Below are 11,891 nucleotides of genomic sequence, written 5' to 3'. Positions count from 1 at the left end.
CTATTCTACCAATTGGGTGAAGTATTCTTCTAGGTTTTGACGGGCAAAGTAAATCTCATCAATAGCAACATCTGCCAAAGTTAGTTGCTTGAGAATCTGTTTGACATCTTGTTCATTACCAAAGATATGAATTTCATTGTCAGGATTGACAACCTTAAACTGGAGCTGGATTTGTTCTTTCAATACCTGACAAGCTCTTTCTTTATCGCTTGTTTTAAGTACAATATAATCCTCACTCAGTGTTTCAAACTCAGCTTTACTGATTTCACGGATAATCTTACCTTGGTCCAAAATTCCAAAGCGATTAGCTAGGAGATAGAGTTCTGATAATATATGACTAGAGATGAGAATGGTTATTCCTTTCTCCTGATTGAGTCGCTGGATCATGAGGCGAAATTCTTTGATTCCAATTGGGTCGAGGCCATTAATGGGTTCATCAAGAATCAGGAAATCAGGTTTGGATAGGAGGGCAATGGCGATGCCAAGTCGTTGTTTCATTCCTAGTGAGAAATCACGAAAGACTTTTTTTCCTGTATCTGACAACCCAACATAGTCCAAGGTCTCATGAATTACCTTATCAGCATTTGGAATATGACGAATCATACAATAATATTTAAGGTTTTGATAAGCCGTTAAGTGATTATGAGCTACAGGTGATTCAATAACAGAACCCACTCGAGATAAAGCCTTTGTCCACTCATTTTCTTCTTGGCTAGAAAAGAGGGAAACTGTACCTTTGTCCGCAAACAATAATTGCGTAATGATTTTAATAAGAGTAGTTTTACCTGCTCCATTTTTTCCAATTAGACCATAAATATCTCCCTCTTTTATGGTTAGACTAAGGTCTTGAAGAATAGCTTGTTTACCAAATTGTTTGGTCAGTCCATGAATTTCGAGTACTGTTTTCATGATTTTCTCCTTTTGATTTGTTTTTCTAACTTTAGTATAAGGTATAGAAATCAAAGAAACATCAAGTAATTCTAAAGAGTTTCTAAAGTTTTGTAATTCTTAAAAGAAACAAAACCCAGTTGACATGAACTGGGCTTCTCAATTATAAAATATACTTCTCAATCGCACGCGCAACGCCGTCTTCTTCGTTGCTAGCTGTAACGTCGTTTGCAAGAGATTTGACATGTTCGCTGGCATTTCCCATAGCAATACCAAGTCCTGCAAACTGGAGCATTTCGATATCGTTATTGGCATCACCCATAGCCATGATTTCTGAGGGCTCGATCTTCAAAATCGCAGCTAGTCGAGAAAGAGCAGTAGCCTTTGTCGTTCCAAGCGGCATGGCTTCATAAATGACAGGCTGCGAACGAACTCCACTGAATCGTTGGCAGAGCTCCTCAGCAAACCGCTGCTCAAAATCGTCTGTTTGCTCTTTTGTTCCCAAAAACATGCCTTGGAACATCCGATACTTGCCACTAGTCGCTTCTTCAAGGGAAATTTCAGTCAGGTTTGAAAAGACTAGCTTGGAATCATTTTGAACAATTTCATTTGGCTTGCCACCGAGGACAAAATAATGTTCCTCATCAAAAAGAGTCAACTGGACGTCGCTTTTTTCTGCTAGGTCATAGAGGTATTCAATGTCAGCTGGACTGAGTTCTTGCCAGTCAACTAGACTCCAGTCACTGGTCTGATGGGTTGAACAACCGTTATTGACGATGACATACTCATTCTGAAGGTCCAGTCCTAGTTTTTTATAGTAGGGAAGGACACCGAAAAGCGGGCGACCTGTACAGAGAACCAGTTTGACACCTTTTTCAATGGCTTGGTGAATGGCAGTGATGTGGGCTTGCGGGATTTCCTTGGCTTCATTGAGGAGGGTTCCGTCCATATCCAAGGCTAGTAGTTTAATCATAAGACTTCCTTTTCTAGGTGTTTTGCTTTTATTATAGCATATAGACTATGAAATGTCCGACAGAATAGTAACATTTGTCTTTCCTTTTCTTGAAAAAGAAAATAAATTCTTATATAATATGTATACTTAATATTTAAGGAGAAAAAATGTCAAAGTATCACTTTAATTCAATTTACAAAAATGATGAAACAGAGTCTACAGGTCTTCTTTTCATCAAAGTCTACAACAAGTGGGAAAGCAACTTAAAAAGAGTCTTGAAATCAGTTGGTCTCACTTTGCCTCAATTTATCGTTTTAACCTCGCTCTTGTTTTTGTCTAATAGAGAGGAATATGTAACGCAAGTTGATATAGCTCGGTTCACCGGTATGGATGTTATGACGGTTTCCCAGATTGTTAGGCTACTGGAGAAGAAAGACTACATTGGACGAGATCAACATCCAAAGGATAGTCGGGCAAAACTGGTCTCAGTGACGAAGTCTGGCGCGGAGAAGGTCAATCAAGCTTTACCTTTAGTAGAAGGGATTGATGAAGAATTTTTTGAAAAACTATCTAACGATAGAGAAGTTTTTAATCGTTTGTTAGTAGAGTTGGAGGATAAAAATGCCTAGATATTGGGTTGGAGTTGTTTCAAAGAACCATGTTTTAAGAGGAGTTAAAGGGAATTTTTGTCAGGTCTGTCATGGAAAGGGCGGCCCCTTAAACCGTATGAAAAAAGGAGACTACCTTTTATACTATAGTCCAAAATACGATATGAACGGTCAAGATAAGTTACAGGCTTTTGTGGCCGTAGGTAAAATTATAGATGACAAAGCCTATCAAGTAGAGCAGTTTGAAGGATTCTTTCCCTTTAGACGAAATGTCGAGTATTATCAACCAGTCAAAGATTGCTCCATAGAAATAGCCAGACAACATCCTGAATGGAAAGACTATACTTCTCGACTTCGTTATGGGCATTTTGAAGTTTCCAAAGACTTTTTCCTCTATATCTTTCAGCATATGAAAGTGGATGATGGAGTATGATTGATTTCCTAGTTAAATGATTATCAACAAGAATTTTGGATTTGGACTGTGAAGCGAACTTTGCTATAATAGAGTAAGAAACTTTGATAAACCAAACGAGGCTGAGGCTGAGATGAAATTACTTTATACTGATATTCGGACTTCTTTGACTGAAATTTTAACGAGAGAGGCAGAAGAGCTAGTTGCTGTGGGCAAGCGGGTCTTCTACATCGCCCCCAACTCTCTTTCTTTTGAAAAGGAACGTGCCGTGCTGGAATGCTTGTCCCAGCAGGCTTCTTTTGCGATTACCGTCACGCGTTTTGCTCAGATGGCTCGTTATCTGGTTTTAAATGACTTGCCTACAACGACCAGTCTTGATGATATCGGTCTCGGAATGGCTTTTTATAAATGCCTTGCGGAACTTGATCCTAAAGAGTTGCGAGTTTATGGTGCGATTAAACAAGATCCTCAGTTTATCCAGCAGTTGATTGAACTTTATCATGAGATGACGACTGCTCAGATGAGCTTTTTGGACTTGGAAAGTTTAACAGATGAGGATAAGCGAGCAGACTTACTCTTGATTTTTGAGAAAGTGGCTACCTATCTTAATCAAAGCCAGTTAGCTCAGGGAAGTCAGTTGTCCCATTTGATTGAGACTATTGAGAATGACAAGGTAAGTAGTGATTTTAGTCAGATTGCCTTGGTCATTGACGGATTTACCCGTTTTTCTGCTGAGGAAGAGCGTGTAGTGGATCTACTCCATCGCAAAGGTGTTGAGATTGTCCTTGGTGCTTATGCAAGTAAGAAGGCTTATACTAGTCCGTTCGTCGAAGGCAATCTCTACCAAGCCAGTGTAGAATTTCTTCATCATTTAGGTGCCAAATACCAGACGCCTGCCCAAGACCGCTCTCAGACTCATGACAAAATGGATAGCTTTGACAAGGCATCTCGTTTGCTGGAGTCTTCTTATGACTTTTCAGAACTCACTTTGGATGTTGATGAGAAGGACCGTGAAAACTTGCAAATCTGGTCTTGCTTGACACAAAAGGAAGAGTTGGAGTTGGTGGCCCGCAGCATCCGTCAAAAATTACATGACCATCCAGAACTGAGTTACAAGCATTTTCGGATTCTGTTGGGAGATGTGGCTTCATATCAGTTGTCCTTAAAGACCATTTTTGACCAGTACCAGATTCCTTTCTATCTTGGTAGAAGCGAATCCATGGCCCACCATCCCTTGACTCAGTATGTCGAGTCTATTTTGCGTTTGAAACGCTACCGTTTTCGTCAGGAGGATTTGATTAATCTCCTCAGAACTGGTCTGTATACTGACCTTAGCCAAGCGGATATTGATGCTTTTGAGCAATATCTCCGCTATCTTGGCATCAATGGCTTGCCAGCTTTTCAGCAGACCTTCACAAAATCCCACCATGGAAAATTTGATTTAGAGCGTCTAAATTCTCTTCGTCTGCGAGTTTTGGCACCACTTGAAACCTTATTAGCCAGTCGGAAACAGAAGGCTGAAAATCTCTTGCAAAAGTGGAGTACATTTCTAAAAAACTCTGCTTTAAGCAAGCAGATGCAAGACTTGACAGCTACTATGGAAGCTCTAGAACAGGAAAGACAAGCCGAAGTTTGGAAAGCCTTCTGCCATGTTTTAGAACAATTTGCGACGGTTTTTGCTGGTTCACAAGTTAGTCTGGAGGACTTCCTGGCCTTGCTTCATTCCGGGATGAGCCTTTCTCAGTACCGTACTATTCCAGCAACAGTGGACACAGTTCTGGTGCAGAGTTACGATTTGATTGCACCACTGACTGCTGACTTTGTCTACGCTATTGGACTGACTCAGGATCATTTACCAAAAATTGCGCAAAATACAAGCCTTTTAACAGATGAAGAAAGACAAAGCCTAAATCAAGCAACTGAAGAGGGAGCGCAATTACTGATTGCAAGTAGTGAAAATCTCAAGAAAAATCGCTATACCATGCTTTCCTTGGTCAATGCTGCCCGTAAACAATTGATTTTGTCAGCTCCAAGTCTTCTTAATGAAAATGAGAGCAAGGAATCAGCCTATCTTCAGGAACTGGTGGGTTTTGGATTTAGCCGGTTAGAGAAGAAGATTCATCAAAAAAGTCTGTCTAAGGATGATATGGGTTCATATCACAGTCTCTTGTCTAGTCTCGTTTCCTATCATCAGCAGGCGGGTTCTAGTGAAAATGAAGAAGATGTGACCTTTGTCAAGGTTCTAGCGCGTGTGATGGGGAAAAAACTTGATCAAAAAGGTCTTACAAATCCTGCACTCCCAACTAGCCCAAGCAGCAAACCATTAGAGAAAGAGACCTTGAAGGTTCTCTATCCAGCTGACAAGGAGTTTTACCTGTCTACGTCTGGTTTGACGGAGTTTTACCGCAATGAATACAGCTATTTCCTCCGTTATGTCTTAGGTTTGCAGGAAGAATTGCGCCTTCGTCCAGATGCTCGCAGTCACGGGAATTTCTTGCACCGTATTTTTGAACGTGCCTTGAAACTACCTGCTGAAAATTCCTTTGACCAACGTCTGGAGCAAGCTATCAAGGAAACCAGCCAAGAACGCGAATTTGAAGCTATTTATCAGGAAAGTTTGGAAGCCCAGTTTACCAAGGAAGTTCTACTTGATGTCGCGCGAACTACGGGCCACATCCTACGTCATAATCCAGCTATCGAAACCATCCAAGAGGAGGCAACATTTGGTGGTAAAGATCAGGCCTTTATTCAGTTGGATAATGGACGGAGTGTCCATGTGAGAGGCAAGGTTGACCGAATTGACCGTTTGAAAGCTGACGGAGCACTAGGAGTGGTGGACTACAAGTCTAGTCTGACCCAGTTCCAGTTTCCTCATTTCTTCAATGGGCTTAATTCCCAACTGCCAACCTATTTAGCTGCCCTAAAAAGAGAAGGAGAGAAGAACTTTTTCGGAGCTATGTACTTGGAGATGGCTGAACCTGTCCAATCTCTGTTGACCGTTAAAAGTTTGACAGGAGCAGTAGTAGAAGCCAGCAAGTCTATGAAATACCAAGGCCTCTTTTTAGAGAAAGAAAGTAGTCACTTGGGGGAATTTTACAATAAAAATAAGGCCAACCAGCTGACCGATGAAGAATTCCAGCTTTTACTAGACTACAATGCACATCTCTATAAGAAGGCCGCAGAAAAGATTTTAAAAGGCCGGTTCGCCATCAATCCATACACAGAGAACGGAAGAAGTATTGCCCCATACGTCCAGCAACATCAAGCCATTACAGGTTTTGAAGCCAATTACCATTTGGGTCAAGCACGTTTCCTAGAAAAGTTAGACCTAGCCGATGGCAAGCGTTTGGTCGGAGAAAAACTCAAGCAAGCTTGGTTTGAGAAAATGAGAGAGGAGTTGAACCGATGAGGCCCGTTTCCTTTTTAACTGAGGAAGAAATTAAAAAATTGCAAGAAGCAGAAGCGAGTTCGAGCAAAGAACAGAAGAAAACAGCCGAGCAAATTGAGGCTATCTATACTTCTGGTAAGAATATCCTAGTCTCAGCGTCTGCTGGTTCTGGAAAGACCTTTGTCATGGCCGAGCGTATTCTGGATCAGTTAGCGCGTGGTGTCGAAATTTCTCAACTCTTTATCTCGACCTTTACCGTCAAGGCTGCTACAGAACTCAAAGAACGTTTGGAGAAAAAAATTAGCCAACAAATCCAAGAAACCAACGATGTCGATCTCAAACAACACTTGGGACACCAGTTGGCAGATCTACCAAACGCTGCTATCGGAACCATGGACTCTTTCACACAAAAATTCCTTGGCAAACATGGGTATCTGATTGATATCGCACCGAACTTCCGTATTCTGCAAAATGAAAGTGAACAGTTAATCTTAAAAAACGAAGTTTTTCATCAGGTCTTTGAAGATCATTACCAAGGTGAGAATAAAGAGAAATTTGGTAGCTTGGTGAAGAACTTTGCTGGGCGAGGCAAGGATGAACGAGGTCTGCGCCAGCAAGTCTACAAAATCTATGATTTTCTTCAATCCACCAGTAGCCCCCAAAAATGGCTGAACGGGTCTTTTCTCAAAGGGTTTGAAAAAGCTGACTTTGCAAATGAAAAAGACAAACAAACTGAGCAAATCAAGCAGGCGCTTTGGGACTTGGAAAGTTTCTTCCGTTATCATCTGGGTAACGATGCCAAGGAGTTTCCCAAAGCTGCCTATTTAGAAGCTGTTCAACAGGTTCTGGATGAAATTGGCTCCTTAAATCAAGAGTCCGATTGTCAGGCTTATCAAGCAGTGCTTGCGCGTGTTGTCGCCATCTCGAAGGAAAAAAATGGTCGGGCTCTGGCTAACTCCAGTCGTAAGGCCGATTTGAAGCCACTGGCTGATGCCTATAACGACGATAGAAAGGCCCAGTTTGCTAAACTAGGACAACTGGCGGACCAGATAACAGTTCTCAACTACCAAGAACATTATCATGAAGATACTTGGGAGCTAGGTAAAACCTTCCAAACCTTTATGAGCGATTTTGTAGAGGCTTATCGAGAACGTAAACGCCAGGAAAATGCTTTTGAATTCGCTGATATCAGCCATTTCACCATTGAGATTTTAGAGAATTTCTCACATGTCCGCGAGGCTTGTCAGGAGAGATTTCATGAAGTCATGGTCGATGAGTATCAGGATACCAACCACATTCAAGAACGGATGCTAGAATTGTTATCTAATGGTCACAATCGCTTTATGGTGGGAGATATCAAGCAGTCCATCTACCGTTTCCGTCAGGCAGATCCACAGATTTTTAATGAGAAATTCCAACGCTATACGAAAAATCCTCAAGAAGGCAAGTTGATTCTTCTTAAAGAAAATTTCCGTAGTAGTTCAGAAGTGCTGTCAGCAACCAACCATGTATTTGAACGTCTCATGGACCAAGAGGTCGGCGAAATCAACTATGACAGCATGCACCAACTTGTTTTTGCCAATACCAAACTGACTCCTAATTCAGACAACAAGGCAGAATTTCTCCTCTACGATAAGGACGATAGTGGGCAAGAGGAAGAAGAGAACCAAACAGAAACAAAACTCACAGGAGAAATGCGCGTAGTTATCAAGGAAATCTTGAAGCTCCACCAAGAGAAAGGTGTAGCCTTTAAGGAAATTGCCCTTTTGACTTCCAGCCGCAGTCGTAATGACCAGATTCTTCTTGCTCTGTCTGAGTACGGGATTCCTGTCAAAACAGACGGTGAACAAAACAATTACCTCCAATCCCTAGAAGTACAAGTCATGCTAGACACTCTTCGTGTCATTCACAATCCCCTGCAAGACTATGCCTTGGTTGCCCTTATGAAGTCTCCAATGTTTGGTTTTGATGAGGACGAGTTGGCACGCTTATCCCTTCAGAAAGCAGAGGACAAAGTCCAAGAAAATCTCTATGAGAAACTGGTCAATGCTCAAAAACAAGTAGCTAGCCAGAAAAACTTGATTCACACTGTTCTAGCTGAAAAACTAAATCAGTTCATGGATATTTTGGATTCTTGGCGCCTGTATGCCAAAGCTCACTCTCTCTATGACTTGATTTGGAAGATTTACAACGACCGTTTTTATTATGACTATGTTGGAGCTTTGCCAAATGGTCCAGCCAGACAGGCCAATCTCTACGCCCTAGCTCTTCGAGCTGACCAGTTTGAAAAGAGTAATTTCAAGGGCTTGGCGCGTTTTATACGTATGATTGACCAAGTCCTAGAAGCCCAGCACGATCTCGCAAGCGTAGCCGTCGCACCGCCTAAAGATGCCGTGGAACTTATGACCATTCACAAGAGCAAAGGGCTGGAGTTCCCTTATGTCTTTATCCTCAATATGGATCAGGACTTCAACAAGCAAGACTCGATGTCAGACGTCATTCTCAGTCGTCAAAATGGGCTTGGTGTCAAATACATTGCCAAGGTGGAAACAGGAGCAGTGGAAACACATTATCCTAAAACCATCAAACTCTCCATTCCTAGCCTAACTTATACGCAGAATGAAGAAGAATTGCAACTGGCTAGCTATTCTGAACAGATGCGTCTGCTGTATGTTGCCATGACGCGAGCTGAGAAAAAGCTTTATCTTGTTGGTAAAGGCTCTCGTGAAAAGCTGGAAGCAAAGGAATACCCAGCAGCAAATAACGGAAAATTAGATAGCAATACCAGACTGCAAGCAAGAAATTTCCAAGATTGGGTCTGGGCTATCAGTAAAGTATTTGCCAAGGAAGATCTCAACTTTAGCTATCGCTTTGTTGGTGAAGACCAGTTGACTAGAGAAGCTATTGGAGAGTTGGAAAACAAGAGCCCTCTCCAAGATAGCTCTCAAGCAGACAACCGCCAGTCAGAAACCATCAAAGAAGCTTTGGAAATGCTGAAAGAGGTGGAAATCTATAATAGTCTCCACCGCGCAGCCATTGAACTTCCTAGTGTCCAGACTCCAAGCCAAATCAAGAAATTCTACGAACCCGTTATGGATATGGAGGGTGTTCAAATTGCTAACCAAACCAAATCACCAGAGAAGAAAATCAGCTTTGATTTACCAGATTTTTCAACCAAAGAAAAGGTAACTGGAGCTGAGATTGGTAGTGCTACTCATGAACTCATGCAGAGAATTGACCTCAGTCAACAACCAACACTTGCTAGCCTGACGGAAACTCTCAAACAAGTTCAAACCAGCCCAGCTGTCAGAGACAAGATCAATCTTTCTAAAATCCTAGCTTTCTTTGACACAGCACTTGGTCAGGAGATTCTCGCTAATACCAGCCATCTTTATCGCGAGCAACCTTTCTCCATGCTCAAAAAAGATCAAAAGAGTCAGGAAGACTTTGTTGTTCGTGGGATCTTGGATGGCTATCTGCTTTATGAGGAGCGTATCGTTCTTTTCGACTACAAAACAGATCGTTACGATGAACCAAGTCAACTCATAGACCGCTATCGTGGTCAGTTAGCTCTATATGGTGAGGCCTTATCACGAGCCTATTTGATTGAAAACATAGAAAAATACTTGATTTTGCTCGGAAAAGACGAGGTTCAAGTTGTAAAAGTATAATTTATACTCTTCGAAAATCTCTTCAAACCACGTCAGCTTCACCTTGCCGTACTCAAGTACAGCCTACGGCTAGCTTCCTAGTTTGCTATTTGATTTTCATTGAGTATTAGAAAGGAGACCTCATGACACTTCCAGTTAGAAAATCTCTGCACGATGCGGTTTTACAGGCTTCAAAAGCCGATACTTGGGATCAAGCTACCAAGGAATGGAATGAAGTTTCCTTGATTTTTAATGGCATTGGCCGTAGTAATTGTGTCTGTGGGAATGCCATAAAATACGCTTACGAACTCTTTAACGGAGTTACAGGCCAACGTCTCTTTCCAATCGGTAGTGATTGTGTTCGCCATTTTCATCGTATTAGCCTCGACCAGCAACTCGAAGAGGAAGAAAAATTGCTCAGAAAAGTTGAAAATTTAACCAAAAAGGCTCAAAATAAAGGAAAAATCAAGGTCAATAAAAACGACTTTGACGAACGACTTCTAAAATGGTTTTGGGAGAAAGGTGTTTTCAAAGCCAATCGTGGCAATCAATTTGCGCCTGAAAAAGACTATCAGCTCTTCCTAGAAGTCTTTCAAGGCGGAAGTTGGACCAAGGCAGATCCAAAGAAGAAGGCTCGTATGGAAGAAGTGCTGGAAAAGTGTATCAAACCCTTTTTACTTGGTAAGACCGATGAACAACTCTACCTTGTCAAACTTGGCAAGGAGAAATTTGACTACGAGCAGCATTTACGGGTTCAAGCAGAGAAAGAACGCAAGAAAAGAGATAAAATCGCCAAGCAATACGCTGACAACCTTATTCTTGCTATGGGACCTGCAGAACGAGCCTATCAAGATTACTTCGGCTTTACAGAAACCTTGACCCAAGAAGAACGAAAATGGGAAAAAATCCTCTTTGGTAAGAATAGAGACGAACGGGCTATCAAGGCTAAACAAAACCAGAAAGAGCTGGAAAAGGAACAGCGAATTGCAAATCAAGATCCTATTGAACGAAAGCAGAAGCAGACTTGGCTTCTTAATTCTTATTTTCGGGATTTACCTGATGAAAAAGCTATATTTTCTCGACTCTTATTAGAATATCGAAAAAGTGGAGAAGTACGCTTTTCAGATGATTACTTATCTGAGCATCTCATCGATTTTTTCTACAAGATGAAAGCCTTTGAGTTTGAAATTGCACCAGAACAAGTCCGCGATTTTCTAAAAGAATGCCTTCAGGCAGAACATCTATCATCTGCACAAGAAAGCTGGACTAGAGGGATTCTCCTCAATTGTCTTCATCCGTTTTTAGATAGGTTACTCATATAGAAAAAATCCTACCTTGTCTATGCATGGTAGGATTTAAGTATCTCCAAAGATGTACTGGTAAAGTTGGACGACTTTCTGAAAACATTGCGTGTCCATTCTTGTTATTTTTTGAGCATTGCGCATCCGAAAATCAAAGGTATACAGTTGAAATGGATTGACAGCACCATCTACCTTGTCCGACGAGACAGGAACGAGCAAACCTTTTTCTGCCAAACGTTGTTGACCATGAGTGATGGGACAGACAGCTACAAAACCAGTTTGCAAGGCATATTCTCTCCTAGAAACAACCAGGGCAGGTCGCCGTTTCTGGATTTCTTGACCAACTGATGGATCAAAGTCAAGCCAAATGATATCCTGCTTTTCAGGAATATACTCAGATTTCGCTATCAAGTGACCTTACCCCTTCAAAATCGTTTGTCATTCTCAAATTAGTAATCCCATCAAAAGGATCTTTCAGTTTTGGAGCTAAGACAATGACTCCGTCAATCCCTTTATAGACAACCATTTCTTGACCTTCTGTCATACCCAAATTTTTAGGAATGGTCACAGTGAGAGAATTTCCCACCTTTCGTGTCTTTACTGTATTCATCGCTCTACCTCCGCGAATTTGTATACACCAAGTATATACCTGTCAGCAAAAAAAGTCAAGTAGATATAAAATTACATAGATT

9 protein-coding genes are annotated in these 11,891 nt (G+C 41.5%); 5 read left to right on the top strand and 4 right to left on the bottom strand.

Going from position 1 to position 11,891, the window contains the following annotated elements:
- Together K1I53_RS01710 and K1I53_RS01705 are read right to left on the bottom strand one after the other, a co-directional pair.
- Positions 1 to 909 carry an ATP-binding cassette domain-containing protein gene (locus K1I53_RS01710; RefSeq protein ID WP_223327826.1) on the bottom strand — a complete coding sequence of 303 codons (909 nt, stop codon included), beginning with the start codon at positions 907 to 909 and terminating at the stop codon, positions 1 to 3.
- A 142-nt stretch (positions 910 to 1,051) separates the two neighbouring features.
- The gene (locus K1I53_RS01705) at positions 1,052 to 1,861 is read right to left on the bottom strand and encodes a Cof-type HAD-IIB family hydrolase (RefSeq protein ID WP_223327825.1); all 810 of its coding nucleotides are present in this window, start codon (positions 1,859 to 1,861) and stop codon (positions 1,052 to 1,054) included.
- A gap of 146 nt (positions 1,862 to 2,007) precedes the next feature.
- On the opposite strand from K1I53_RS01705, the gene K1I53_RS01700 reads away from it, so the two are divergent.
- The 5 genes from K1I53_RS01700 to K1I53_RS01680 all read left to right on the top strand — a co-directional run bounded on the left by K1I53_RS01700 (position 2,008) and on the right by K1I53_RS01680 (position 11,220).
- The gene (locus K1I53_RS01700) at positions 2,008 to 2,469 is read left to right on the top strand and encodes a MarR family winged helix-turn-helix transcriptional regulator (RefSeq protein WP_223327824.1); all 462 of its coding nucleotides are present in this window, start codon (positions 2,008 to 2,010) and stop codon (positions 2,467 to 2,469) included.
- A complete protein-coding gene (locus K1I53_RS01695; RefSeq protein WP_223327823.1) occupies positions 2,462 to 2,881 on the top strand; it encodes an EVE domain-containing protein in 420 nt (139 codons plus the stop codon). The genes K1I53_RS01700 and K1I53_RS01695 overlap by 8 nt, the downstream gene beginning before the upstream one ends.
- 112 nt (positions 2,882 to 2,993) lie before the next feature.
- The gene (rexB, locus tag K1I53_RS01690) at positions 2,994 to 6,269 is read left to right on the top strand and encodes an ATP-dependent nuclease subunit B (protein ID WP_223327822.1); all 3,276 of its coding nucleotides are present in this window, start codon (positions 2,994 to 2,996) and stop codon (positions 6,267 to 6,269) included.
- Positions 6,266 to 9,919 carry a helicase-exonuclease AddAB subunit AddA gene (gene addA, locus K1I53_RS01685; protein WP_223327820.1) on the top strand — a complete coding sequence of 1,218 codons (3,654 nt, stop codon included), beginning with the start codon at positions 6,266 to 6,268 and terminating at the stop codon, positions 9,917 to 9,919. The genes rexB and addA overlap by 4 nt, the downstream gene beginning before the upstream one ends.
- Positions 9,920 to 10,041: 122 nt before the next feature.
- On the top strand, positions 10,042 to 11,220 hold the full coding sequence (locus K1I53_RS01680; protein WP_223327819.1) for a hypothetical protein: 1,179 nt from the start codon (positions 10,042 to 10,044) through the stop codon (positions 11,218 to 11,220).
- 33 nt (positions 11,221 to 11,253) lie between these two features.
- On the opposite strand, the gene K1I53_RS01675 is transcribed toward K1I53_RS01680, so the two are convergent.
- Both K1I53_RS01675 and mazE read right to left on the bottom strand, forming a co-directional pair.
- Positions 11,254 to 11,610, bottom strand: a complete 357-nt coding sequence (locus tag K1I53_RS01675) for a type II toxin-antitoxin system PemK/MazF family toxin (protein WP_223327817.1) — start codon at positions 11,608 to 11,610, stop codon at positions 11,254 to 11,256.
- Positions 11,594 to 11,809, bottom strand: a complete 216-nt coding sequence (gene mazE / locus K1I53_RS01670; RefSeq protein ID WP_045617137.1) for a type II toxin-antitoxin system PemI/MazE family antitoxin — start codon at positions 11,807 to 11,809, stop codon at positions 11,594 to 11,596. Before mazE ends, K1I53_RS01675 begins: the two co-directional genes overlap by 17 nt.
- Positions 11,810 to 11,891 lie beyond the last annotated feature (82 nt).

Origin of the sequence: Streptococcus oralis, from assembly GCF_019929365.1 — a bacterium.
GTDB lineage: Bacteria > Bacillota > Bacilli > Lactobacillales > Streptococcaceae > Streptococcus > Streptococcus oralis_BT.
This window is presented reverse-complemented; position numbering and strand designations above follow the sequence as displayed.

Bases quoted from the DNA above. Each gene is read 5' to 3' on its own strand.
- mazE (WP_045617137.1), bottom strand. From the start codon at position 11,809: ATGAATACAGTAAAGACACGAAAGGTGGGAAATTCTCTCACTGTGACC.
- K1I53_RS01700 (WP_223327824.1), top strand. From the start codon at position 2,008: ATGTCAAAGTATCACTTTAATTCAATTTACAAAAATGATGAAACAGAG.
- K1I53_RS01705 (WP_223327825.1), bottom strand. From the start codon at position 1,861: ATGATTAAACTACTAGCCTTGGATATGGACGGAACCCTCCTCAATGAA.
- K1I53_RS01710 (WP_223327826.1), bottom strand. From the start codon at position 909: ATGAAAACAGTACTCGAAATTCATGGACTGACCAAACAATTTGGTAAA.
- rexB (WP_223327822.1), top strand. From the start codon at position 2,994: ATGAAATTACTTTATACTGATATTCGGACTTCTTTGACTGAAATTTTA.
- K1I53_RS01680 (WP_223327819.1), top strand. From the start codon at position 10,042: ATGACACTTCCAGTTAGAAAATCTCTGCACGATGCGGTTTTACAGGCT.
- addA (WP_223327820.1), top strand. From the start codon at position 6,266: ATGAGGCCCGTTTCCTTTTTAACTGAGGAAGAAATTAAAAAATTGCAA.
- K1I53_RS01695 (WP_223327823.1), top strand. From the start codon at position 2,462: ATGCCTAGATATTGGGTTGGAGTTGTTTCAAAGAACCATGTTTTAAGA.